Origin of the sequence: Mesorhizobium sp. Root554, from assembly GCF_001427025.1 — a bacterium.
Taxonomy (GTDB): Bacteria; Pseudomonadota; Alphaproteobacteria; order Rhizobiales; family Rhizobiaceae; genus Mesorhizobium.
Genome location: NZ_LMGA01000001.1, coordinates 1,198,331 through 1,223,058, shown reverse-complemented (window position 1 = coordinate 1,223,058; position 24,728 = coordinate 1,198,331). Strand labels below are relative to the sequence as shown.

The 24,728-nt window shown below is 62.8% G+C and carries 23 protein-coding genes; 15 read left to right on the top strand and 8 right to left on the bottom strand.

Going from position 1 to position 24,728, the window contains the following annotated elements; translation table 11 throughout:
- Window positions 1–24 precede the first annotated feature (24 nt).
- Both hfq and hflX read left to right on the top strand, forming a co-directional pair.
- Window positions 25–270, top strand: a complete 246-nt coding sequence (gene hfq / locus ASD44_RS05925; protein ID WP_018428055.1) for an RNA chaperone Hfq — start codon at window positions 25–27, stop codon at window positions 268–270.
- Between the two features lie 96 nt (window positions 271–366).
- The gene (hflX, locus tag ASD44_RS05920; RefSeq protein ID WP_244478820.1) at window positions 367–1,656 is read left to right on the top strand and encodes a GTPase HflX; all 1,290 of its coding nucleotides are present in this window, start codon (window positions 367–369) and stop codon (window positions 1,654–1,656) included.
- Window positions 1,657–1,659: 3 nt separating this feature from the next.
- On the opposite strand, the gene mazG is transcribed toward hflX, so the two are convergent.
- Together mazG and ASD44_RS05910 are read right to left on the bottom strand one after the other, a co-directional pair.
- Complete coding sequence (mazG, locus tag ASD44_RS05915) at window positions 1,660–2,499, bottom strand: nucleoside triphosphate pyrophosphohydrolase (RefSeq protein WP_056109773.1); 840 nt, start codon at window positions 2,497–2,499, stop codon at window positions 1,660–1,662.
- Window positions 2,500–2,585: 86 nt separating this feature from the next.
- Window positions 2,586–3,770, bottom strand: coding sequence for an amino acid aminotransferase (locus ASD44_RS05910; RefSeq protein ID WP_056109771.1), 1,185 nt, complete (start codon window positions 3,768–3,770; stop codon window positions 2,586–2,588).
- Between the two features lie 444 nt (window positions 3,771–4,214).
- Between ASD44_RS05910 and ASD44_RS05905 the strand changes: the two genes are divergently transcribed.
- The 10 genes from ASD44_RS05905 to dksA all read left to right on the top strand — a co-directional run bounded on the left by ASD44_RS05905 (window position 4,215) and on the right by dksA (window position 15,257).
- Window positions 4,215–5,168: an LLM class flavin-dependent oxidoreductase gene (locus ASD44_RS05905; RefSeq protein WP_056109769.1), complete on the top strand. Its 954-nt coding sequence runs from the start codon at window positions 4,215–4,217 to the stop codon at window positions 5,166–5,168.
- 449 nt (window positions 5,169–5,617) lie between these two features.
- Complete coding sequence (locus ASD44_RS05900) at window positions 5,618–7,456, top strand: TRAP transporter large permease subunit (protein WP_244478819.1); 1,839 nt, start codon at window positions 5,618–5,620, stop codon at window positions 7,454–7,456.
- Between the two features lie 32 nt (window positions 7,457–7,488).
- Window positions 7,489–8,505, top strand: a complete 1,017-nt coding sequence (locus ASD44_RS05895) for a TRAP transporter substrate-binding protein (RefSeq protein ID WP_056109767.1) — start codon at window positions 7,489–7,491, stop codon at window positions 8,503–8,505.
- Between the two features lie 63 nt (window positions 8,506–8,568).
- Window positions 8,569–9,372: a glucose 1-dehydrogenase gene (locus ASD44_RS05890; protein WP_056109765.1), complete on the top strand. Its 804-nt coding sequence runs from the start codon at window positions 8,569–8,571 to the stop codon at window positions 9,370–9,372.
- Window positions 9,373–9,375: 3 nt separating this feature from the next.
- Window positions 9,376–10,224 (top strand): IclR family transcriptional regulator, encoded by an 849-nt coding sequence (locus ASD44_RS05885; protein ID WP_056109763.1) that lies wholly within the window; start codon window positions 9,376–9,378, stop codon window positions 10,222–10,224.
- A 2-nt stretch (window positions 10,225–10,226) separates the two neighbouring features.
- Entirely contained in the window at window positions 10,227–11,396 is a 1,170-nt protein-coding gene (locus ASD44_RS05880; RefSeq protein ID WP_056109761.1) for an acetyl-CoA acetyltransferase, read from the top strand.
- Complete coding sequence (locus ASD44_RS05875) at window positions 11,393–13,024, top strand: acyl-CoA synthetase (protein ID WP_200946448.1); 1,632 nt, start codon at window positions 11,393–11,395, stop codon at window positions 13,022–13,024. Before ASD44_RS05880 ends, ASD44_RS05875 begins: the two co-directional genes overlap by 4 nt.
- 5 nt (window positions 13,025–13,029) lie before the next feature.
- Window positions 13,030–13,785 (top strand): SDR family NAD(P)-dependent oxidoreductase, encoded by a 756-nt coding sequence (locus tag ASD44_RS05870; protein ID WP_056109757.1) that lies wholly within the window; start codon window positions 13,030–13,032, stop codon window positions 13,783–13,785.
- A gap of 113 nt (window positions 13,786–13,898) precedes the next feature.
- Window positions 13,899–14,633, top strand: coding sequence for a DUF296 domain-containing protein (locus tag ASD44_RS05865; RefSeq protein WP_056109756.1), 735 nt, complete (start codon window positions 13,899–13,901; stop codon window positions 14,631–14,633).
- Between the two features lie 207 nt (window positions 14,634–14,840).
- On the top strand, window positions 14,841–15,257 hold the full coding sequence (gene dksA / locus ASD44_RS05860; RefSeq protein ID WP_056109754.1) for an RNA polymerase-binding protein DksA: 417 nt from the start codon (window positions 14,841–14,843) through the stop codon (window positions 15,255–15,257).
- A gap of 65 nt (window positions 15,258–15,322) precedes the next feature.
- On the opposite strand, the gene ASD44_RS05855 is transcribed toward dksA, so the two are convergent.
- On the bottom strand, window positions 15,323–16,006 hold the full coding sequence (locus tag ASD44_RS05855) for a flagellar biosynthetic protein FliO (RefSeq protein WP_056109751.1): 684 nt from the start codon (window positions 16,004–16,006) through the stop codon (window positions 15,323–15,325).
- A 210-nt stretch (window positions 16,007–16,216) separates the two neighbouring features.
- Between ASD44_RS05855 and ASD44_RS05850 the strand changes: the two genes are divergently transcribed.
- Window positions 16,217–18,799: a PAS domain-containing sensor histidine kinase gene (locus tag ASD44_RS05850; protein WP_056109749.1), complete on the top strand. Its 2,583-nt coding sequence runs from the start codon at window positions 16,217–16,219 to the stop codon at window positions 18,797–18,799.
- Between the two features lie 4 nt (window positions 18,800–18,803).
- On the opposite strand, the gene ASD44_RS05845 is transcribed toward ASD44_RS05850, so the two are convergent.
- Window positions 18,804–19,214: a hypothetical protein gene (locus ASD44_RS05845; RefSeq protein ID WP_056109747.1), complete on the bottom strand. Its 411-nt coding sequence runs from the start codon at window positions 19,212–19,214 to the stop codon at window positions 18,804–18,806.
- A 332-nt stretch (window positions 19,215–19,546) separates the two neighbouring features.
- Here ASD44_RS05845 and ASD44_RS05840 point away from each other — a divergent pair, with 332 nt between their 5' ends.
- Window positions 19,547–19,726, top strand: coding sequence for a hypothetical protein (locus ASD44_RS05840; protein WP_056109745.1), 180 nt, complete (start codon window positions 19,547–19,549; stop codon window positions 19,724–19,726).
- Window positions 19,727–19,747: 21 nt separating this feature from the next.
- Here ASD44_RS05840 and ASD44_RS05835 read toward each other — a convergent pair whose 3' ends face one another.
- The 4 genes from ASD44_RS05835 to ASD44_RS05820 form a co-directional block, all read right to left on the bottom strand.
- Window positions 19,748–20,539 (bottom strand): molybdopterin-binding protein, encoded by a 792-nt coding sequence (locus tag ASD44_RS05835; protein ID WP_056109743.1) that lies wholly within the window; start codon window positions 20,537–20,539, stop codon window positions 19,748–19,750.
- A 1-nt stretch (window position 20,540) separates the two neighbouring features.
- Window positions 20,541–21,410, bottom strand: coding sequence for a cytochrome b/b6 domain-containing protein (locus ASD44_RS05830; protein WP_056115518.1), 870 nt, complete (start codon window positions 21,408–21,410; stop codon window positions 20,541–20,543).
- 115 nt (window positions 21,411–21,525) lie between these two features.
- Window positions 21,526–22,188 (bottom strand): DUF1345 domain-containing protein, encoded by a 663-nt coding sequence (locus ASD44_RS05825; RefSeq protein ID WP_056109741.1) that lies wholly within the window; start codon window positions 22,186–22,188, stop codon window positions 21,526–21,528.
- A 16-nt stretch (window positions 22,189–22,204) separates the two neighbouring features.
- Window positions 22,205–22,675 (bottom strand): YaiI/YqxD family protein, encoded by a 471-nt coding sequence (locus ASD44_RS05820; RefSeq protein ID WP_056109739.1) that lies wholly within the window; start codon window positions 22,673–22,675, stop codon window positions 22,205–22,207.
- A gap of 246 nt (window positions 22,676–22,921) precedes the next feature.
- Here ASD44_RS05820 and aspS point away from each other — a divergent pair, with 246 nt between their 5' ends.
- Window positions 22,922–24,712 carry an aspartate--tRNA ligase gene (gene aspS / locus ASD44_RS05815; RefSeq protein ID WP_056109737.1) on the top strand — a complete coding sequence of 597 codons (1,791 nt, stop codon included), beginning with the start codon at window positions 22,922–22,924 and terminating at the stop codon, window positions 24,710–24,712.
- Window positions 24,713–24,728 lie beyond the last annotated feature (16 nt).

Below are 24,728 nucleotides of genomic sequence, written 5' to 3'. Positions count from 1 at the left end.
GGGGATCGGCGAAAGATAAGAACAATGGCTGAACGATCGCAGAATCTTCAGGACCTTTTCCTGAATTCGGTTCGCAAGAGCAAAAATCCACTCACAATTTTCCTTATCAATGGCGTGAAGCTGACCGGAGTTGTCACTTCGTTCGACAATTTCTGCGTTTTGCTGCGGCGGGACGGTCACTCCCAGCTTGTCTACAAGCATGCCATTTCCACGATCATGCCGAGCCAGCCGGTTCAGATGTTCGATGGCGAGGAAAGCCAAGGCGGCTAGTTGCAAAAAGATACAGATGCGGGCCGCGGCACACGCGGCGCCAGCGGAACCGGCAACGGTGAAAAGGCCCGGACTCGGGCGCTTGTCATCGTTCCGGTGCTGAACCGCGCCACTCACGATGAAGATGACAGAAGCCGGCCAAGGCTTGCCCGTTCGGCACAGGCTCGCCTCGACGAGGCTGTCGGCCTGGCGCGCGCCATCGATCTCGATCCGGTCAACGTCAGCGTCGTGACCGTCAACGACCCACGCCCGGCGACTCTGCTCGGCAGCGGCAAGGTTGCCGAGTTCGCCGACATCGTGAAGGAAACCCACGCCGAGCTTGCGATCGTCGATCATCCGCTGACGCCGGTGCAGCAGCGCAATCTCGAAAAAGAACTGAACGTCAAGGTTCTCGACCGCACCGGCCTTATCCTGGAAATCTTCGGCGAACGGGCGCGCACCAAGGAAGGCACGTTGCAGGTCGAGCTTGCGCATTTGAACTACCAGAAGGGCCGGCTCGTTCGCAGCTGGACCCACCTTGAGCGGCAGCGCGGTGGCGCGGGATTCCTCGGCGGCCCCGGCGAAACGCAGATCGAAGCCGACCGCCGCGTCCTGCAGGACAAGATCGTCAAGCTGAAGCGTGAACTCGAGACCGTACGGCGCACGCGCGATCTGCATCGCGCCAAGCGCCGGAAGGTGCCGTTCCCGGTCGTGGCGATTGTCGGCTACACCAATGCAGGCAAGTCTACCCTCTTCAACCGGCTGACCGGGGCAGGGGTGCTTGCCGAGGACATGCTGTTCGCCACGCTCGACCCGACATTGCGGCGATTGCGCCTGCCACACGGCACGCCGGTGATCCTGTCCGATACGGTCGGCTTCATTTCCGACTTGCCGACACATCTGGTGGCCGCTTTCCGGGCAACGCTTGAAGAGGTGGTGGAAGCCGATCTGGTCTTGCATCTGCGCGATATTTCAGATCCCGACACGGCAGCGCAGGCCGAGGATGTCGAGCGCATCCTCGCCGATCTCGGTGTCGATGTCGGCGACGGCGACCGAGTTGTTGAAGTTTGGAACAAGATCGATCAGCTCGATGCGGGCAGCCGCGAACGGTTGCTGGAAACAGGCAACGAGCCGGGCAAGTCGCCGGTCGCCATCTCGGCGATTACCGGGGAGGGGCTCGATGCGCTGATGGCCTTGATCGAGACCCGCGTGTCAGGCGAATTGCGGTCCGTCGAGATCACGCTGGCGCCGGCGCAGATGCGTTTCCTCGACTGGATCTACCGCAACAGCGAGGTCGTGACGCGCACCGACAATGACGATGGCAGCGTCTCGCTCTCGCTGAAGGTGACGGATACCGCGCGCGAGGAAATCGACGGCAGGCTTTCCGGGCGCAAAGGCGGCGGTTAGACGCTATCCGTCCGTCTGCTTTTCCGCCCGTTTGACCTCGCGCCAAAGTTCTTCCATCTCTTCGAGGCTTGCCTCGTCCAATGACCTGCCGGTGGTTTCCAGCATCTGTTCGACCTGGTGGAAGCGGCGGCGGAATTTTTCGTTGGTGCCGCTGATCGCGGCTTCCGAATCGATATTCAGATGACGGCCGAGATTGACGAGCGCAAACAGCACGTCGCCGAATTCGCCCTTGATCGACGCCGTATCTCCCGCGGCAAGCGCCTCCCGCAGTTCGCCGATCTCCTCCTCGATCTTGTCGAAAATCGGCGCGGCCTCGCCCCAGTCGAAACCGACGCGGGCGGCTCGCTCCTGCAGCTTGAGGGCGCGGGTCAGCGCCGGCAACGCCACCGGCACGCTGTCCAAGAAGCCCTTGCCGTGGTCCTCAGGATCGAGGCCCTGGGCAATGCGCGACTGACGCTTTTCAGCCTTTTCCTCCGCCTTGATCTTTTCCCACATGCCCTTGGCCATACCGGCGCTGCGGGCTTCCGCGTCGCCGAAAACATGCGGGTGGCGGCGGATCATCTTTTTGGTGATGGCTTCGACGACATCGCCGAAGGCAAACCGGCCTTCCTCCTCGGCAATCTGCGCGTGATAGACCACTTGCAGCAGCAGGTCGCCAAGTTCGTCACGGAGGTCGTCGAAATCACCGCGTGCGATGGCGTCGGCCACCTCATAGGCTTCCTCGATCGTGTAGGGCGCTATGGTCTGGAAATTCTGCTCGATATCCCACGGGCAACCCGTTACCGGCGCGCGCAAGGCGGCCATGATCTCGATCAGCCGCGAAATATCCTGGGAGGGTTTCATGGGCGGATGCTACAGCGCCCGCAGGCGCCGAGCCAATGGCGGGAGCGTCGCGCCCGCCATTGTCCACAGGCGCAGGCAGTCCACCCTCAGTCGAGAACCGAGACGATCGCCTTGGCCAGCTCGTCCAATCCGTTTTCCGGCAGGCCGGCGACGTTGATGCGGCTGTCGCCCACCATATAGATGCCGTGTTCGGCACGCAGGCGCTCCACCTGTGCTTCGGTGAGGCCAAGGCGGGAGAACATGCCCCGGTGGTCGGCGACAAAGTCGAAGCGGTCGGAGTTCGACTGCCGGCGCAGCGCCTCGGCGAAGCGGATGCGCAGGTCCAGCATACGCTGGCGCATTTCCTCAAGTTCGTTTTCCCAGTCGGCGCGCAGGTCCGGATCTTCCAGCACGATGCGGACGACCGCCGCGCCATGATCCGGCGGCATCGAATACATGGTGCGCGCGACCGACAGAAGCTGGCTGGCGGCGACATCGGCCTGGGTGCTGTCCTTCGCCATCAGGATCGCAGCGCCGACGCGGTCGCGGTAAACGGCGAAATTCTTGGAGCAGCTCGCCGCGACGATCATTTCCGGAGCTTTCGCCGCAACCGTGCGCACGCCGACAGCATCGGCCTCGAGACCTTCGCCGAAGCCCTGATAGGCGATGTCGATGAACGGCATCAAACCTTTTTCCACGACCAGATCAGTGACGGCCTGCCATTGCGCCGGCGTAAGGTTGGCGCCGGTCGGGTTGTGGCAGCAGCCGTGCAGCAGGACCGTGTCGCCAGCCTCCGCCTTCTGCAGCGCCGCCATCATCTCTTCAAAGCGCACCGTTCCGGATGCGGGGTCGAAATAAGGATAGTCGCGCGTCTCAAGTCCCGCCTCGCGCATGATCGGCATGTGGTTCGGCCATGTCGGGTTCGAGACCCAGACCCTCGTGCCGGGTCTGGCGCGGTTGAGCAGTTCCGCGGCAAGCCGCAAGGCGCCCGAACCGCCCGGCGCCTGCGCGGCGCGGATGCGGCTCGAATCGGCAGCCGGTCCGAAGACCAGCGCGGCCATGGCGTTGTTGAACGCCGTATCGCCGGCGAGGCCGAGATACGTCTTGGTTTCCTGCGTCTCCAGCAACCGCTTTTCCGCTTCGCGCACGGCCCGCATCACCGGCGTGCGGCCGGCGCTGTCCTTGTAGACGCCGACGCCGAGATCGACTTTGTCGGCGCGGGGGTCGGCTCGGTAAAGGCCAATAAGAGCAAGGATTTTATCGGCTGGGGCGGGCTGAAGATGATCGAGCATGAAGGCTGTTCCTTTGACGCGGCGGAGTGATACGCAAAAAGCACAGTCTTCGCCAGTGCTTTCGCGACTGCGCCCGCATGCGCGGCGCGTTTCAAATGGTTTGCCAGCCGCTTCAGGAATGAACTTCTACAGGGGCCTGTCCCCGCAGAACATCTTCCCAAGGATCGTTCGAAAATAGCAATCGACAAAGTCTAGTGATTTTATAGACTATTTCTCGATCGGAGAGCGACCATGGCTTTTACGCGGATAGAGACGACGATGAGGAAGACCCATTCCGGCAGGGTGGCGACTCGGCCCGGCGCAGCCGGGGCCTATGCCTTCTTCGTATTGTCGTTCGGCTTCGCGGCTGCCTTGGTGTTCGGGCTGATTGCCTGAACGGCCATCTTCGATCAATTCCCCAGGAGACGACCCAGCAGTCCTTACTTCAAACGAAGGAGAGATCCGATGAATGTCGAGTTCACTTTCGTGCCTGGTATCGATGCAAGAAGCTTTGCGGCAAACAACCAGGGCTCACCCGTTGGACGGAACGAGAGCCTGCCGGCATCTTTGGCTTTGGCGGAATCGCTTGGCTTCAGCGGTTTTGTGATCGGCGGAGAGACTGGTGATATCGCCGAAGGCGCGTCGGATGATGCGATGCCGTTCGGCGAGCAATTGAATGTCCTTCTCACCCACCGTGTCAGCCGGTTGTCGCCGATATTGGCTGCGCGCCAACTGGGCGCTTTGCAGGCACGGCTTGGCGGCAGACTCGGATTGCGCCTGCTGCCGGATTTCTCGGGCGAGGCGACAGGTGAGGACCGGCCCCGCTCCGGCCACGCCGCTTCGTGGCGGCAGGCGGACGAGTATGTGACCTTGCTCAAGCGCCTGTGGGCGAACGAGCGGCCGTTCGACCACGAGGGGCTGTTCTACAGCCTGCGCGGCGCATTCGTTCCCAACAGAGCGTCCCACGCCCTGCCAGTGCGCATGAAGGCGCTTTCGGGCACGGCGTTGAAAGTGGCTGCCCGCCATGCGGACACGATCGAGCTTGCCGGCGGTTCGCCGCAAGATGTGCGGGTGCTGGTGGCGCGGGCACGGGCCACGGCGGCGGAGTTTGGGCGGCAGCACAAGATGCAGTTTGCCTTGCCGCTGCAACTGCCGCAACGCCTCGCCGAGGGCGCCAAGGCTGGCGATGCGGTAAGCCTGTCGGATTTTTCGGCGCAGACCTCATTGTTGCTGATGGACTACGTTCAGTCCGGCGTGACTGAATTCATGGTCTACGGTACGGACGACCGCGTCGCTCTTCATGCCTTCAGCGACAGGGTGCTTCCCGTGGTTCGCAATTCGGCAGCGCGTCTCGAAGACAGTTCGTGGCCCTCGACAGGCGCTCGCGCCTCCGACACGCGACGCTTGAGCTATTTCTGAGCTCAAGGAGGGCGGGCGGCGGAATTTTCTCTCCCGCCCTCGTCCGTCTTCTGGCGCCGTGGGTCCGGTTCGACCTTTCCGCCTATGCCAGGACATTCTTCCAGCCGGCTACCTATGATTGTTCATAGGTAGCCGGCCGTTGTCTTGCCGTGGATAGACCTGCCCGGGTCCGAATAATCCGCCGCGCATATCGTCTTATTCTCGCAGGCTCTTAAAATCATCGTTCCACATCGTCGTGGCATCGATTGTTCATTTTTTCTTGTTCCATACGGATTTTCATGGCAAGAAAGGCCAAGTCAGCAAGATAGTTCCATATTATGGAACGACGTGCCGGGTTGGGAGGAGGAATTTTTCCGCTACGGAACATTCGCTGGCCGGGCGCCGAGAAAAAGCTGAACTGCTGGGAGGAAAGCTTGAGCACCACCGCCGCGGGAGAGGAGACTCTCACTATCGATACGATTTCCGAGGTCGTTGACGCACGGCCTGGATCGCGCTGGATGCGGCCGGTCGAGATCATTGCCGCCCTGTTGCTTGTCGGCGTCATCGGTCTCCTGCTGACCGGTGTCTTTTCGCGCTACGTCCTGCAATTGCCGATCGTGTGGATCGACGAGGCGGCGTCCATCTGCTTCCTCTGGCTGGCCATGTTGGGCGCGGCGATCGCCATCGACCGCAACGAACACATGCGGCTGACGCTTTTCCTCGGCATGTTTCCGCCACGCGTGCGTGAATATGTCGATACGCTGGCGCTGCTGATCGTGGCGACCGTCATCGGCGCGCTGATCTTTCCGGCCATCGAATATGTCGAGGAAGAATCCTACGTCACCTCGGCGGCTCTCAACATCCCGATGAGCTACCGCGAATCGGCGATCATCGCCGGTTTCGTGCTGATGCTGCTGCTGGCGGTGGGCCATGCGGTGCGCCGTTCCAGCGTGAAGAACCTGATCCTGGCCGCTCTGACCGTTGCTGCCCTAGGCGTGGTGGGCTGGCTGCTGACGCCGGTGTTCCTCGGCCTCGGCTATATCAACATCGCCATATTCCTCGTCGTCATCGTCGCCATCTGCCTGTTCCTCGGCGTTCCGATTGCTTTCTGCTTCGGCCTGGGCACCATCGCCTTCATCACCTTCTCGACCTCCGTGCCTCTGATCGTGCTGGTCGGCCGTATCGATGAGGGCATGTCCAGCCTGATCCTCTTGTCGGTTCCGATCTTCGTGCTGCTCGGCTGCGTCCTCGATGCGACCGGCATGGGCAAGGCCATCGTCGAATTCCTGGCGTCGCTGATCGGCCATGTGCGGGCCGGCATGTCGTATGTGCTTCTCGGTTCCATGTTCCTGGTTTCCGGCATTTCCGGCTCCAAGGTCTCCGATATGGCGACGGTGGCGCCGGCGCTGTTTCCGGAAATGAAGCGCCGCGGCCACAAGCCGAACGAGATGATCGCGTTGCTGGCGACCGGCGCGGCGATGGCCGACACGGTCCCGCCCTCCATCGTGCTGATCGTACTCGGCTCGGTGGCCGGCGTCTCCATCGCAGCCCTGTTCACCAGCGGCTTCGTCATCGCCATGGTGCTGCTGCTGATGCTGGTGGCGCTCGCCCGCTGGAAAGCCGGCCATGAGAAGATGGACGGCGTCAAGCGGGCGCCGTTCTCCGTCATCCGCACGACGCTGCTGATCGCAGCGCCGGCGCTGGTCCTGCCGTTTCTCATCCGCTCCGTCGTCGGGGGCGGCATTGCCACGGCGACCGAGGTTTCGACCATCGCGGTCGTCTACGCGATGATCATCGGCATGCTGCTCTATGGCGGCATCAGCTGGAAGAAGTTCTATTCCATGCTGGTCGAGACGGCGGCGCTGTCGGGGGCGATCCTGCTCATCCTCGGCACCGCGTCGGCGATGGCCTGGGCGCTGACGCAGACCGGCTTCGCCAATCAGCTGGCGCTGTACATGACCGGACTGCCGGGCGGCTGGTTCTCGTTCATGCTGGTGTCGATCGCCGTCTTCATGCTGCTCGGCTGCGTGCTCGAGGGCCTGCCGGCGATCGTGCTGATGGCGCCGATCATGTTCCCGATCGCCCAGCGCATGGGCATCAACGAAATCCACTATTCCATGGTGGTGGTCACGGCCATGAACATCGGCCTGATGACGCCGCCCATCGGCATCGGCTTCTACATTGCCTGCAAGATCGGCGGCGTCTCGCCGGACGAGGCTGTCGGTGCGATCTGGCCGTATCTCGCGGCCCTTGTCGTCGGCCTTCTGGTGATTGCCGCCGTACCTGCGCTTTCCATCGCATATCTTTGAATTGCAATTAAAAAACATCAGGAGGAAATGACATGAATATCACTCGACGCAGTCTGGTTCTGGGCGCTGCCGCCGCCGTGCCGCTTGTTTCAACGATCCGGTATGCAGGGGCGCAGACCGCCGAGTTCAACTACAAGTTCGCCAACAATCTCGCCGTCAGCCACCCGCTGAACATCCGGGCGCAGGAAGCCGTCAAGAAAATCCAGGAAGAGACCAGCGGCCGCGTCGCGATCCAGATATTCCCGAGCAGCCAGCTCGGCGCCGACACCGACATGCTGAGCCAGATCCGCTCCGGCGGCGTCGAATTCTTTACGCTTTCGCCGCTCATTCTTTCGACGCTGGTCAAGAACGCCTCGATCAGCGGCATCGGCTTCGCCTTCCCGGACTACAAGTCCGTGTGGGCCGCGATGGATGGCGATCTCGGCAAATATGTGCGCGGCGAGATCGAGAAGTCGAACCTCGTCGTGCTGGACAAGATCTGGGACAATGGCTTCCGCCAGATCACCAGCTCGGTCGGTCCGATCGAAAAAGCCGCCGATTTGAAGGGCTTCAAGATCCGCGTGCCGGTCAGCCCGCTGTGGACCTCGATGTTCTCGGCGTTCGAATCGGCTCCGGCTTCGATCAACTTCGCCGAAGTCTATTCGGCCCTGCAGACCAAGATCGTCGACGGCCAGGAAAACCCGCTGGCGATCATCTCGACCTCCAAGCTCTACGAAGTGCAGCAGTTCTGCTCGATGACCAACCACATGTGGGATGGTTTCTGGTTCCTCGCCAACAAGCGCGCCTGGGAGCGGATGCCGGAAGACGTGCGCGGCATCGTCGCCAAGAACATCAACGAGGCGGGCGTGAACCAGCGCGCCGACGTCGAGAAGCTGAACTCGACGACGCAGGAGGATCTGGCTGCCAAGGGCATGAAGATCAACGCCACGGACCCGGCCTCCTTCCGCGACAAGCTCAAGGAAAAGGGCTTCTACGCCGAATGGAAGGGCAAGTTCGGCGACGAGGCCTGGGGCATTCTCGAAAAGGCCGTCGGCACGAGCCTCGGCTGATTTCAACGAACGCGGCGGGCGTCCAGGCGCCCGCCGCAAGTTTTCACACATTGGGCAAGCATTTTGGTCGATCGTCTCGCAGGCAAAACAGCGATTGTATTCGGTGCAGGTTCGTCGGGGCCCGGTTGGGGCAACGGCAAGGCCGCGGCGGTCGCCTATGCGCGCGAAGGCGCCAGGGTCGCATGTATAGACCTCGATCCGGCGGCGGCCGAGGAAACGGCGGGCATCATTGCCAGCGAGGGCAACGAGGCCGTGGCGCTGGCTGCTAACGTCACCGAACAGGCGTCAATCGACAAGGCGGTCGCGGCGACCATCGAGCGCTTCGGCGTCATCGACATCCTGCACAACAATGTCGGCGTCACCCATATGGGCGGTCCGGTCGAGCTGGACGAGAAGGCCTTTCAGGCGTCGCTCGACCTCAATATCGGCCCGGTCTACCGCACCTCGAAGGCGGTGATCCCGCACATGCTGGCGAAGGGCAGGGGCGCGATCATCAACATCTCATCGCTCGCGGCGATCCGTTACGTCGGCTATCCCTATTTCGCCTATTACGCGACCAAGGCGGCGGTGAACCAGGCCACCGTGGCGCTCGCCATGCAGTATGCGCGCCAGGGTATCCGCGCCAATTGCATCATGCCGGGGCTGATCGATACCCCCCTGATCTACAAGCAGATTTCCTCCCAGTACGGCTCGGTCGAGGACATGGTCGCCGCGCGCAACGCGATGGTGCCGGTCGGCCGTATGGGCACGGCCTGGGACATCGCCGCGGCCGCCGTGTTCCTGGCGTCCGAGGAGGCGCAATTCATCACCGGCGTATGCCTGCCCGTCGACGGCGGGCAGAGCTGCGCGGTGGCGGAGTTCGGCTGAGCCATGAACATCTCCCAGCCGCTCCGCGACATGACCGGTTCGCAAAGCGTCGACAGGGCGCTGGCGCTGCTCTCCATCGTCGGCCGTCACGCCGACCGGGGCGCTTCGCTTTCCGAACTCGTCGCCGAAACGGAGCTCAACAAGCCGACCGCGCGCCGGCTGCTGCTCGCGCTGATGCGGGCCGGCCTGATCGAACAGGACGAGGCGAGCCGCCTCTATTTCCTCGGCGAGGAAACCTTTGTCCTCGGCAGCCTTGCCTCGCGGCGTTACGGCCTGCTGCAACTGGCCATGGAAAGCCTTCAACGCCTGTCGAGGCGGACGGAGGACTCGTCCTTCCTGTCGGTGCCGCGCGGCACCAACTCCGTTTGCCTGTATCGCGAGGAAGGAACCTATCCGGTCCGTACCCATGCGCTGCAGGCCGGCTTCGAGCATCCGCTCGGCGTCGGCGCCGGATCGCTCGCCATGCTTTCCGCGCTGCCGGACGACGAAGTCGAAGCGATGCTACAAGCCAATGAACGCACGCTTGCCGAGCATTATCCGATGCTCGCCGCGGACCGCATCCGGCAGGACGTCGCGGCCACGCGCGCCAACGGCTATTCGCTCAATCCCGGACTGATCTACGCCAATTCATGGGGCGTCGGCGTGGCGATCCGGAACGCTGAAGGCCGCCCGGTGGGTGCGCTTTCGGTGGCGGCGATCGACAATCGGCTGCAGCCGGCGCGGCAGCTGGAAATCGCCGGTTACCTCCGCGACGAGGCCCGGCGCGTCGAAGACAAGCTCGGACAGATGTTCGGAACACGAAACAATGCCGGCCCTCGCGGTAACGGCAAACAGACCAACAGGAGACCGTGACCATGAGCAGGGCGCAGATCGTCGGCTGGGCGCATTCGCCATTCGGCAAGTTGGATTACGAAAACACCGAGCAACTCATGGCCGCGGTGGCGATGCCGGCGCTTGAGCATGCCGGCGTCCAGGCCGCGGATGTCGACGGTGTCTTCGTCGGCGTCATGAACAACGGTTTCCAGAAGCAGGATTTCCAGGGCGCGCTCGTCGCCATGTCGAATGACGAGCTGAAACATGTCCCCGCGGTGCGCATGGAGAACGCCTGCGCCACAGGTTCGGCGGCGATCTATGCGGCGATGGATTTCATCGAGGCCGGCCGTGGGCGCGTCGCGCTGGTGGTGGGTGCGGAAAAGATGACGGCCATCCCGACCGCCGATGTCGGCGACATCCTGCTCGGCGCCAGCTACCGGGCCGAAGAGGCCGAGATCGACGCCGGCTTTGCCGGGCTGTTCGGCCGCATCGCCCAGACCTATTTCCAGAAATATGGCGACCGCTCGGAAGAACTGGCGATGATCGCCGCCAAGAACCATTCGAACGGCCTGGCCAATCCCTATGCGCATATGCGCAAGGATTTCGGCTTCGATTTCTGCAACACGATCTCCGACAAGAATCCTTATGTCGCCGCGCCTCTGCGCCGCACCGACTGCTCGCTGATCTCGGATGGCGCTGCGGCGCTGGTTCTCGCTGACGAGGAGACGGCGAAGCAGCTCAACCGCGCCATCGCCTTCCGCAGCCGCTCGCAGGTGAACGACATCATGGCCCTGTCGCGCCGCGACGTCACCGCGTTCGAAGGGGCCCGGCAGGCCTGGGCGAAGGCGCTTTCCGAATCCGGTCTGACATTGGACGACCTGTCGCTGGTCGAGACGCATGACTGCTTCACCATCGCCGAAATGATCGAATACGAGGCCATGGGGCTTGCCGAGCCGGGACAGGGCCACCGCGTCGTTCGCGACGGCACGACGCGCAAGGACGGGCGGCTCCCGGTGAACGTCTCCGGCGGTCTGAAATCCAAGGGCCATCCAATCGGCGCCACTGGCGTTTCCATGCATGTGATGGCGGCCATGCAGCTTGCCGGCGAGGCCGGCGACATGCAGGTGCCGGGCGCAAGCCTGGCCGGCGTCTTCAACATGGGCGGCGCCGCCGTCGCCAATTACGTTTCCCTGCTCGAACGGGTTCGCTGATGTCCGACAATCCGCGCGGCGGCGTGTCGCCGGTCACCACCCGAGTCATGAATCTGGCGCAGTTCCTGAGCCAGTCGGCGCGGCGCAATCCTGACGAGATCGGCTTTGTCTGGCGTGACAGCCAATGGACGTGGCGGGAGATGGAAGCCCGCGTCAACGCCTTCGCCGCCGCGCTTCGCGACGAGTATGGCGTGGCGAAGGGCGACCGGGTGCTGATCCAGTCGGCCAACTCGAACCAGATGTTCGAATCCATGTTCGCCTGTTTCCGGCTGGGCGCCGTCTGGGTGCCGGCGAATTATCGCCAGTCGCCGGATGAGGTGGCCTATCTGGCCAAGGCAAGTGGCGCACGCGGCATGATCTGCGGCGCGGGCTTTGCCGGCCACGCCAGGGCCTGCCGGGAAGCCGCGCAGTCACTTGAATTCGTCGTCGCCATCGGTGAAGCCGATTTCGGCCCGGATTATGACAGCCTTGTCGAGCGTCATATGGGGGAAACCGTTCCGGCTGTAGCCGTCGACCGGGACGATCCCTGCTGGTTCTTCTACACGTCCGGCACCACCGGACGGCCCAAGGCCGCGGTGCTGACACACGGACAGATGGCTTTCGTCGTCACCAATCATCTGTGCGACCTGATGCCCGGCACCACGCACAAGGATGCCTCCATCGTCGTGGCGCCGCTGTCGCATGGGGCAGGCGTGCACCAACTGGCCCAAGTGGCGCATGGGGTGAAGACGATCATCCTGCCGACCGACAAGATGGATGCGCCGACGGTCTGGTCGCTGGTCGAGACATGGCGGGTGAGCAACATCTTCACCGTGCCGACCATCGTCAAACTGCTCGTCGAGGACGCTTCCGTCGACCGGTTCGACCGCTCCTCGCTGCGCTACATGATCTATGCCGGCGCGCCGATGTACAGGGCCGACCAGAAGCGGGCGCTGGAAAAGCTCGGCCCCGTTCTGGTGCAATATTTTGGCTTGGGAGAAGTTACTGGCAACATCACCGTGCTCCCGCCGGCGTTCCATTCGCTGGAGGACGGTCCGGATGCGCGTATCGGCACCTGCGGTTTCGAGCGAACGGGCATGGAAGTGCAGGTCCAGGACGATGAGGGCAATGCGCTTGCCGCCGGCGAGACGGGCGAAATCTGCACGATCGGGCCGGCGGTGTTCGCCGGCTACTATGACAATCCGGACGCCAACGCCAAGGCGTTCCGCAATGGCTGGTTCCGCACCGGCGATCTCGGTCACATGGACGAGAACGGCTTCGTCTACATCACCGGTCGGTCGTCGGACATGTATATTTCCGGCGGCTCCAATATCTATCCACGCGAGATCGAGGAAAAAATCCTCGCCCATCCGCAGATCAGCGAGGTCGCCGTGCTTGGCGTTCCCGATCCGATGTGGGGTGAAGTCGGCGTCGCGGTCTGCGTGGCAAGGGCGGGAGCCAATCCCGATCCGAGGGACATCCAGTCATGGCTGGAAACCAGGATCAGCCGCTACAAAATGCCCAAACGCTTCATTTTCTGGGCCGAAATGCCGAAATCGGCCTACGGCAAGATCACCAAGAAGATGATCCGCGAAGAGCTCGACAGGCGCGGCGAGCTCGATCCCTCGGCGCAGAAACTGTCCGCATAGGAGCGATGATGAGCGAGCAACGGAAAGCCGTGGCGATCACCGGCGGCGCGTCGGGCATCGGGCTGGAGACGGCGCGCCTGCTTTTCGAGCGTGGGTATTACCCATTCCTGCTTGACCTGCGCGCCGAGCCGCTACGGCAAGCCTGTTCCGAGCTTGGCCTGCCGGAAACGAACGGCATCGTCTGCAACGTGGCCGATGAGATGAACGTCGAGGCGGCTATCATGGCGGCTGCCGGCGAAGGTCCGCTTGTCGGGATCGTCAACTGCGCCGGCATCGCCATGGACAAGCCGGCGGTCGAGACCAGCGTCGAGGAATTCCGGCGCATCATCGACGTCAATCTGACAGGAACCTTCATCGTTTCGCGCGCCGCGGCACGGCACTGGCTGGCGCATGGGTCGTCCGGTTCAATCGTGAACATAACCTCCGTTTCCGGTCTTTGCGGCAACAAGGGCAGGGTGGCTTACGGCTCCTCCAAAGGTGGCCAGAACCTGCTCACGCTGGTGATGGCAAACGAGCTGGGCTCGCAGGGTATCCGCGTCAACGCGGTGGCGCCTGGGCCGATCGACACGCCGATGGCCCAGCAGGTGCATACGGAACAGGTCCGTCAGCAGTGGAACTCGCGCGTTCCGATGCGCCGTTACGGTACACCCCGCGAGATCGCCAGCGCCGTCGCCTTCCTGCTGTCGGACGATGCGAGTTACGTCAACGGCCAGATATTGGCGGTTGACGGCGGCTTCATCAATGCGGGCCTCGCGGCGTAATGAGCCGTTTTGCCCGGACCATCGTCCACCCCGGACCGCTCCCGGCCGAGCGCGCCGTATCCGTCCCTTGTCGGATTGAAAAGCAAAAGGTCGTACTCAGTCCCGGCAGGAGCATGAACGACGCGGTCGCGGCGGCACTGGAAGAGACAGGCTTCTCAAGTGGTTACATCCGTCTTCGCAACGCGCGCGTAAATCCGCTGCGCTATGTCATACCGGCCCCGTCGCCCGACGGCGCGCACGCCGCGTGGTACAGCGATACCTATGCGCCAGACGGAACGGCGGTGATCGAAGACGCCGGCATGGTTGTCGGACGTCGCGACGGCGCGTCCTTTTTCCATTGTCACGGCGTATGGCGCACGGCGGACGGCCAGCGCCGCATGGGCCACCTCCTGCCGCTGGAAAGCCAACTTGCGGAACCAGTCGAAGCCGAAGCCTGGGGCGCTTCCGGCGCCCGGTTCGACGTGCAGGAGGATCCGGAGACCAACTTTCGCCTCTTCATGCCGGTTTCCTCGCCGGATGATACGAGGTCCGGTATGCGCGGCTTTATCTGCCGGGTTCGACCCAATGAGGAGATCGGTGAGGCCATCGAGGCGCTATGCCGCCAGCACGGCATTGAAAACGCTGTCGTTCACGGTGTCGGCAGCGTCGTCGGCGCGGTCTTTGAGGATGCACCGGAGGTGCCGTCCTTCGCGACAGAAGTGCTCATCACGCAGGGCGAAGTGCGCGCGGGCAAATGCCGTCTGCGCATTGCCATCGTCGATATTGACGGTGTCATCACCGAGGGCACGCTTTCGCCAGGCGCCAACCCGGTTTGCGTGACGTTCGAGCTCGCCCTACACGAAACCTGACCGTTTTGGGCTTCCTGCGCGTCCGCGCCGGACACGCAGGGCGTGGCGGCTTTCCCCGCCCCAAAGCCCGGCAACGCCGCTTTCCGGCATCTTCGAACGCCGCATCCGGTCCCTAACAAATGCGTGACCGGCTGATCGATTGCGCTTGTGCCGGCATCGGTCGGTGAATATATAGGCCCAAATTTTTAGGGCTGTCGGGTGAGTCGAATGAACGATATCGTTACTGCCGATTACGTGCCGTCCGAAGATGAGCCGTTCATGAACGAACGACAAAAGTCTTACTTCCGCCAGAAGCTGGTGACCTGGAAGAACGACATTCTGCGCGAAGCGCGCGAAACTCTCGAAATTCTGCAACAGGAAAACGCCAACCACCCCGATCTCGCCGATCGGGCTTCTTCCGAGACCGACAGGGCGATCGAACTTCGGGCCCGCGACCGCCAGCGCAAGTTGATCTCCAAGATCGATTCAGCGCTTCAGCGTATTGAGGAAGGCACCTACGGCTATTGTGAAGAGACGGGTGAGCCAATCGCCTTGAAGCGGCTCGACGCCCGGCCGATCGCTACGCTTTCCATCGAAGCACAGGAACGGCACGAGCGGCGCGAAAAGGTCTACCGCGACGACTGAGCGCTGTACCGATACATCTAAAAAGATCGATTTCCGGCCGGCTTGCCCGGCCTTTTTCTTGTCCGCTACTTCTTGTGGGTGGAAAGCTCGCCGAGCAGCTTGGTCATTTCGTCGTCCAGCGACGGGACGTTCCCCGGTACCGACCGCGAAACCGGTTCGTCATCCAGCGACATCTCCAGTTCCTGCATCAACGCATCGTCGATAGGATCGTTCTTGGTGGCCGTCTGTGTTTTCGCCAGGCCTGGATTTGACGAAGGGGACATGGCCCGCGGCGCTGCCGGCGCCAGATAGGGCTGCGGACGCGGCGCGGCTACGGGTTCGGGAAACCGCATTGCGGGAGGCGGAGCCGCCTGCGGCTTGGCGACCGGTGTTGCGGATACGGGGGCCGGCTGCTGGGGCCGCGGCCGCGTCTGCGCCTGTCCTGGGTCGCTGGCAGGCGCCGGACGCCGGGCGACAAGCCGGATGTCGCGCTCGACGACAACATCGGTCGGGCCGCCGATCAGCAGGAGATGCTCGATGTCGTCGCGTCGAACGAGCACCAGGCGCCTGTGACTGTCCACGGCGGTGGCATCCATGACGGCCAGCCGGGTCTTGCGGTTGCGCCCGCCAGCGACATAGGTCCCGAACGTCATTCTCCGGACAAGCCTGATTATGACAAGAACAATCGCCAGCAGGACAAGGGCGGCAAAGGTCCACAGAAGGGCGGGTGCATAGTCAGGACCCGCCAAGCCATCCAGCCATTCGAGCATCGGTGTCCCCCATCCGACATTGAAGTGCGCGACAGTAGCCTCATGCGGTACGAAGCTGCAAGTTCATACAACCCATTGTGAAGTCGAAAGGGGATCCGGCTGCCGTCACCTTTTTCACGGGACATTGCCGCTCAGGTCTTTTCCGGACTAGGAGAATATGATTCAACCGCTTAAGGCAGGGGGCGACTGAAGTTGGTGAGCAGGGGGCGTATGGCCAAAGAAACGCGCGGCGATTTCTATCCGGCGCCGATCGTCGACCAGAGCACGCGGCCCGGCGCCGTCGTTCGGCTGATCGTCTTCATCGTCGTGCTGACCGGCGCCGCCGTCGTTTTCGGCGTGTTCCGCGAGCGTTTCGGCGATCCGTTCCTGCTCGGCATGCTCGGCGTGCTTGCCATGATCGGGGTCGGCTTTCTGTTCGCCACCGCCATTGGCTTCATTCAGATCGCCCCGCGCTCCACCGGTGACGAACTCTCCAAGGCGTTCGTCGATTCGATGTCGCAGGGGCTGCTGGTCACCGACAACAAGGGCCGCGTCATTTACGCCAACCGTTCCTATGCCGAAATGACCGGCGCGACATCGGCTGCGGACCTGAAGACCGTGGAGGGGCTGCTTTCGGATGTGCCGGAGGCTTCGGCGACGGTTTTCCGGCTGGCCTCAGACCTGCGGGATGGCCAGGCGGGTGACGGCGAGTTTCGCCTGACGCAATCGATTCGTCCCGGCGCGGAGCCCGGCGCCCGCTGGTATCGGACGGCGGCGCGGACGTTCAACGTCCCCGGTCAGCGGCAGCCGTTGCTGGCGTGGCAGCTTGCCGACATTTCGCGCGAACGGGCCGAGCAGGAGCGCTTCTTTCTGGATCTGCAGAAGGCCATCGACCATCTTGACCATGCGCCGGCAGGCTTCTTCTCTGCCGACCAGGAAGGCCGCGTCACCTACGTCAATGCGACGCTGGCCGAATGGCTGGGTATCGATCTCACAAGCTTCACGCCGGGCGCAGTCACGCTGCCGGAAATTGTCGCCGGAGACGGCATGGCGCTGATCCGCTCGGTCAAGGCCGATCCCGGCACCACGCGCAACGCCGTCATCGACCTCGACCTCACCACCATGCAGGGCGAGGCGCTGCCGGTACGCTTCATGCACAGGGTCACGGCCAGCCGTGACGGCATCCATGGCCCGACCAGGACAATCGTGCTCAACCGCACGCAGGGCGAGGACGCCTCCGCCGATCTCAGGGCTTCCGAGGTGCGCTTCACGCGGTTCTTCAACTCGACGCCGATGGCCATCGCCGCCGTCGACCAGAGCGGGCGCATCCTGCGCACAAACGCGCCGTTCCTGTCGCTGTTCTCGACGGTTGTCGACCGGGATGCGCTGGACCGGCGCGTGCGGCTCGATACGGTCATCCACGAGCGCGACCGCGCCGCCTTCAGCGCGGCGCTCGAAAAGGCCCGGCAACGCCAGGCCGATATCGCACCGATCGATACGGTTCTGCCTGACAATGAAGAGCGCCATATCCGCTTCTACGTGAATGCGGTGGCGGACGGCACCGGCGACGGCGCCGAAGAGGCATCCATCGTCTATGCCGTCGAGACGACCGAGCAGAAGGCGCTCGAAAACCAGATGGCGCAAAGCCAGAAGATGCAGGCGGTGGGGCAGCTCGCCGGCGGCATCGCCCATGATTTCAACAATGTGCTGACCGCCATCATCATGGCGTCCGATCTCCTGCTGACCAACCACCGGCCGTCCGATCCGTCTTTCCCGGACATCATGAACATCAAGCAGAATGCCAACCGCGCTGCTTCGCTGGTGCGGCAACTGCTGGCTTTCTCGCGCAAGCAGACTTTGCGGCCGGAGGTGCTCAACCTCACGGACGTGCTGGCCGATCTGCGAATGCTTCTGGCGCGGCTGGTCGGCAACGGCATCAAGCTCAAGATTGAGCATGGCCGCGACCTGTGGCCGGTCAGGGTCGATATCGGCCAGTTCGAGCAGGTCATCGTCAATCTTGCCGTCAACGCCCGGGACGCGATGCCCGAGGGCGGCGACCTTTTGGTGCGCACACGCAACCTCACGCTGGAGGAGAGCAAGGCGTTTCCATACCGCGAGCTGGCGCCTGCGGATTTCGTCCTGGTCGAGGTGGAAGATACCGGCAGCGGCATAGCGCCGGAGGTCTTGAAGAAAATATTCGAGCCTTTCTTCACCACCAAGGAAGTCGGCAAGGGCACCGGCCTCGGCCTTTCGATGGTCTACGGCATCATCAAGCAGACCGGCGGCTTCATCTTCTGCGATTCCGAACAGGGCAAGGGCACCGTGTTCCGTATCTTCCTGCCTCGCCATGCCGCAAAAGCGGGCGAAGGCGAGGTCAAGAGCGGACAGGGCGAGACGCCGCAGCCCGCAGTTGCGGCAAAGCCGGCCGAGGCCAAGGATCTTTCCGGTTCGGCGACCGTGCTTCTTGTCGAGGACGAGGACGCCGTGCGCATGGGGGGAATGCGGGCGCTGACTTCGCGCGGCTACACCGTCCACGAAGCCTCTTCCGGGGTCGAGGCGCTCGAAATCTTCGATGCCCTGGAAGGCAAGATCGATATTGTCGTGTCCGACGTGGTGATGCCTGAAATGGACGGACCGACGCTGCTGGGAGAGTTGCGCAAGCGCCAGCCTGACGTGAAGTTCGTCTTCGTTTCGGGATATGCGGAAGACGCCTTCGCCAAGAACCTGCCCGCGGACGCGCAGTTCGGTTTCCTGCCAAAACCGTTTTCGCTCAAGCAGTTGGCGACCGTTGTCAAGGACGTCCTGGAAAGCTGACCAGCTAGGGGACGGAAGGCGTCTGCCGCTTCGTGCATGTCGATGCGGTGAAGGCGCCATCCGCCTGCCGCATGATGATGTCGAACGAGGCGTTCGGCTCGGTGTCAGCGGTGATCTGGGTCAGCGAGACGCTGTTGCCGCCGGACGTGAAGCCGCCGAGAGGACCCAGCCAGCTTATCTCACCGTTCGGGCTGATCTGATAGTTGTAACCCTGTCCACCGGCACCGAAATAGCTGGGGCCGCTGTAGACGCTTCCCTTGATGTGGATGTCGCCGAGCGTCAGGAACGCGCCCAGAAGATAGACCTCGCAACGGTATGAACCGGCAGGCAGGGTGCCGTCGGCAATTCCGGCCTTTGCGGCTCCTGCGGGGATTGTCGCAGCGATGATCAGTGACAGAATCGTTCGGATATTCATGATGCACTTGGCGGCGTTTCCAGGTTCCTCTTCTAGCCGGGATCGACGCCTGATGCACGAGCGGGATGCAGGATCGCCGCTCAGGCGGAGCGAGGCAGGCCGTTCGGCAAATTCCTGACCGGCGACCCAACTATATTACGTCATGTAAAGCTGCGTGATATTCTTCAGCCGGGCCTGTGAGTCGCCCGCTTTTTCCGAGTCTGGTTTGGGGCAGATCGAGGGGGAAGACATCGCAGCGTCGGCAAGTTCCGCGCAAGCGATCATTCGTACCGTTCCTTCGACGATTTCAGCGTTGGTAAGCGCGTTGGGCAATCGGACGGGGGACAATTCGAATGGAACGCTTTGTCGAAGACTACCAGAAGCGGCGGCTCACCGAGCGCTTCGACATCCTGACTGCCGTCAACATTCTGAGATCACAGGGCTATGAAGACGACGAACTGATCCGTGAGATCATCCGTGTCTTCTATGTCGATCTGGATACCTACAACGACATCGTCAGGACGGCGGCCTGACGGCTGCGCGGGATGCCGCAGTCAGATGCCGCCGTACCAGTCATAGCCATTGTCTTCCCAGTAGCCGCCACGGCCGCCGCCAATGTCGGCGAAGCCTGAGACAAGCTCGATCTTGTGGACGTATTTCGGCTGCTTGTAGCCGAGCTGCCGCTCGACGCGCACCCGCAGCGGCGCACCGTTTTCGACAGGCAGCGGCTTGCCGTTGCAGCCATAGGCCAGGATCGTCTGCGGGTGGCGGGCGTCGATCAGGTCGATCGTGCCGTAATATTTGATGTCGCCTGAAAGGCCTTTGTCGATCGTGTCCAGGCAGTGGAACATGACGTAGCGCGCCTCCGGCTTGACCACCGCCTGGTCGAGCACGAGCGCCAGCGGCGTGCCGGTCCATTTGGCGATGCAGCTCCAGCCCTCGACGCAGTCGTGGCGGGTGATCTGCGTGCGGCTCGGCATGTTCATCAGCTGGTCACGGGTCAGCGACAGCGGCTTTTCCACCAACCCGGTCACTTCCAGCCGCCAGTCGGCGAAATCGTTCGCCAGAAGCCCCTTGTAGGTATCGTCGTCCGGCGCGGTGACGCCGTTCGGCCGCATGGGCTGACGTATATCGCTCTCCGAAAACTCCGGCGCCAGCGTGTTTGCGCCGACCAGAAGCCGGTGGGCGCGGTGGGTCAGATCGTTCGCCCCCTCGAGAAAACTGCGCAGGCCCTTGCCGATGCCGAGCTGGCTGTCGAACGCATCGCAACCGGCGAGCATCATGCCGGAGGCGCCGATGCTGGCCGAGGTCAGGAACTTGCGCCGGCTGATCATGAACTTCGCCATCTCATGCGCTCCTTTCGGCGTCGTCGCGAGCAGGCGGGTCGGTGCGATACCAGCCGGTGACGATCGAGCGCAGTTCATTGATCGGACCGGCCGCCAGGATCATCAGCATGTGGACGATGAAGAAGGCGACCAGCAGAAGCATGACGGTGAAATGGATGGTTCGCGCGGTCTGCCTTCCGCCGAGAATGTCGTTGAGGAAGGGCAGGGCGGCGTTCATCGACGGCGACATCGCAAAGCCGGTCAGGATCATCAGCGGCAGAAGCACGAAAAGCACGCCGCCATAAGCGAGCTTCTGCAGCGTGTTGTATTCGCGGACGTGGTGGAATTTCAGCTTGATGTGGTCGACCACATCCTGCGGCAGGCGGCGAATATCCTGCACCCGCGGAGCCAGATCGCGGCGCAGATGGCCGTTGGCGAGGCTGGAAACCAGCCAGACCAGCAAAGTCGTTCCCAGCACCCAGGCGAAGAAGAAGTGCACCACGCGCGCTGTGCCGAGGTCGTAATAGGACGGGATGGTCGCCCATGACGGGAAGGCGCGGACGCGCTGCTGCCCCTCCGGTCCGGACAGGCCGAGAACGCCCGTCGTGTCGAATTTCATGCCGAAGATTTCAGTAAAGCCGCGTTGTCCGTTCGGCGTGCTTTCAGCGCCAATCTGCAGGATTGTGTTGTCGTACTGGAAGCCGGACTCCTTGCCGATGTAGAGCTGCGGCCGGGCGTTGAATATCTGCAGGCCGGACAGAAGCAGAAAGAACAGAGAGAACGCCCAGATCCAATGGGTCAGCCGCGTCCACCGCGACTGGCGGTAGATCAGGGGTCCCTTGCCGTGTGGGGTCAGCAGTTCCGATTGCGTGGGCGTGACGGCCGAATCCATCATGTCGTCTCCGGTTGCGCCGACAGGCGGCCAACGCGTTCAGTTCCTATCCTAGTACGTCTCGGGTGAAAGCGATGTTTCTGGCGTTCACGAATTTTTGTGAACGCGCTGCCGCTCAGTCGCCCAGGCTGACTGCAAGATTGACCGCGGCGGCGACGATGACGGTGTTGAAGAAGAACGACACCACCGCATGCAGAAGCGTGATGCGGCGCATTTCCGTCGTGGTGATCTCGGTGTCGGACGTCTGGAACGTCATGCCGATCGTCGCGGCGAAATAGAGGAAATCCCAGCCGTCGGGCCGATCCTTGCCGGGAAATTCCAGACCGCCAACCGGCACCTTCTTCCCGGATTTCGCGCCATCATCATCCATCCAGTAGACATGCGCGTAGTGCAATGCGGTCATCGCCTGCAGCGTGAACCAGCCGAGCGGAACGGACGTCAGCGAAAAAAGCAGGCCGGCGAGGTCGGGGCTGTCCTTGCTGTTGATGAGCTGGAACAGCGAGACGACCGCAACCCCGATGACGACCAGCGTGACGATGAAGATGATGCCCACCGGCTGGTCGGTGGCGCGCGCATTTTTGCTCAGATAGTCGGCGGTCAACATCGGCATCTGCCACAGGACGATGGCGATATAGACGATGAAGAACGCGTTGGCGCCGATCGAGTAGGCCAGCGAGGATTTCAGCAGCAGCGCGACAATACCGGCCACGGCGCCGATGCCGGCCGAGATGGCGAACTGCATATGGCGATGAAGCGGGGCGGCGGTTTTGGACGGCATTGCTTCCCCTCGACTTTCAGGGAGCAGGTGTGGCGGATTTGAGCGCCCGCCGCAAGATGCGGTCTAGTTCGGACAGGAAGCGGGAGCGGTCCTGCGGCGAGAAGCCGGCATTGTAGCCCTTGCTCTCGCCGGTCTCGCGCAAGTGCTGCTTCAAGTCGCGCATCGCCACCGCCATGCCGATGCTTTCGGGCGTGAACGGCCTTCCGGTCGGCCCGAGCACATGCGCGCCAAGCGCCACCGCGCGGGCGGCAAGCGGAATGTCCGCCGTCACCACCACGTCGTTGGCCTTGGCGTTTTCGACGATCCAGTCGTCGGCGGCATCCGCGCCCTTGGATACGACGACATTGCGGATCATCGGGTCGCGGGACGGGCGCAGACCGCCATTCGAAACGAAAGTGACCACGACGCCGTGCCGCTCGGCCACCTTCTCCACTTCGGCTTTCACCGGGCAGGCATCGGCATCGACAAGGATTGAAACGTTGGGCATGGCGACTTTTGGCAGATTACGGACAGGAATGGCACTTGCTTTTGCGTAGGCTCTCGAAGTTCGCACCGCAAGAACGAAAGCTTATCTGCGTTGCCGCGACCGGGCTTCACCGGCGCAAGCGTGGCCAAGCGGGCAAAACACAGGCCTTCGCTTGACAAACGGGGATGCCCATGCGCTTTTCGCGCCGATTTCGGACCGGGCCAAACTGCTTCGGTCACGCTTAACTTCTGACCGGAATATTCGACCATGCACCGTTACCGCAGCCATACCTGCGCCCAGTTGAGGAAGGCCGATGTCGGCGCCTCCGTCCGCCTTTCGGGATGGGTCCATCGCGTCCGCGACCATGGCGGCCTGCTGTTCATCGACCTTCGCGACCATTACGGCCTGACGCAGATCGTCGCCGATCCGGATTCCTCGGCGTTCAAGATCGCCGAGACGGTGCGTGGCGAGTGGGTCATCCGTGTCGATGGCGAGGTCAAGGCGCGCACCGCCGAGACCGTCAACAAGAACATGCCGACCGGCGAGATCGAGATCTATGCTGTCGACATGGAAGTGCTGTCGTCGGCGAAGGAACTGCCGCTGCCGGTGTTCGGCGAGCCGGACTATCCGGAAGACATCCGGCTGAAATACCGCTTCCTCGACCTGCGCCGCGAGACGCTGCACAAGAATATCATGACGCGCACGCGCGTGATTTCCGAGATGCGCAGGCTTATGGGCGAATTGGGCTTCAACGAATTCCAGACGCCGATCCTCACGGCCTCGTCGCCTGAAGGCGCGCGCGACTTCCTGGTGCCGAGCCGCATCCACCCAGGCACCTTCTACGCGCTGCCGCAGGCGCCGCAGCAGTACAAGCAGCTTTTGATGGTTTCGGGGTTCGACCGCTATTTCCAGATCGCGCCTTGCTTCCGCGACGAGGATCCGCGCGCCGACCGCTTCTACGGTGAATTCTACCAGCTCGATCTCGAAATGAGCTTTGTCGAGCAGCAGGACGTGTTTGCCACCATGGAACCGGTGATGCGCGGCGTCTTCGAGACGTTCGCCAACGGCAAGCCGGTGACGCAGAAATTCCCGCGCATCGCTTATGACGAGGCGATGCGCAAATACGGCTCCGACAAGCCAGACCTGCGCAACCCGATCGAAATGCAGGATGTCTCCGACCATTTTCGGGGCTCGGGCTTCAAGGTGTTCGCCAACATCCTGGCCAACGATGACAAGGCCCAGGTCTGGGCCATTCCGGCCAGGACCGGCGGTTCACGCGCTTTTTGCGACCGCATGAACTCGTGGGCGCAGGGCGAGGGACAGCCGGGCCTCGGCTACATCTTCTGGCGGAAGGAAGGCGAGAAGATCGAGGGCGCCGGGCCGCTCGCCAAGAACATCGGCGAGGAGCGCACCGAAGCGATTCGTCAACAGCTTGGCCTTGCCGACGGTGACGCCGTCTTCTTCGTTGCTGGCGATCCGAAGAAGTTTGTCTCCTTCGCCGGGTCCGCGCGCACGCGGGCAGGGGAGGAGTTGAACCTCGTCGACCGCGATCGATTCGAAATGTGCTGGATCGTCGATTTCCCGTTCTACGAATGGGATGAAGACGAGAAGAAGATCGACTTCGCCCACAACCCGTTCTCCATGCCACAGGGCGGCATCGACGCCTTGAACGGCTCCGACCCGCTGTCGATCAAGGCGTTCCAGTACGACCTGGTCTGCAACGGTTACGAACTCGCCTCGGGCGGCATCCGCAACCATCTGCCGGAAACCATGGTCAAGGCCTTCGAACTCGTCGGGCTGGATCGCACCACCGTCGAGGAGCGCTTCGGCGGTCTCTATCGCGCCTTCCAGTATGGCGCACCGCCGCATGGCGGCATGGCCGCTGGCGTGGACCGGGTGGTGATGCTGTTGGTCGGTGCCAGGAATCTGCGCGAGATCGCCTTGTTCCCGATGAACCAGCAGGCCGACGACCTGCTGATGAACGCGCCTTCGGAGGCGAGCCCGCAGCAGCTTCGCGAGCTGTCGCTGCGTGTGGCTACGACGAAGAAGGACGGCTGAGCCGCCCGGCTATTTC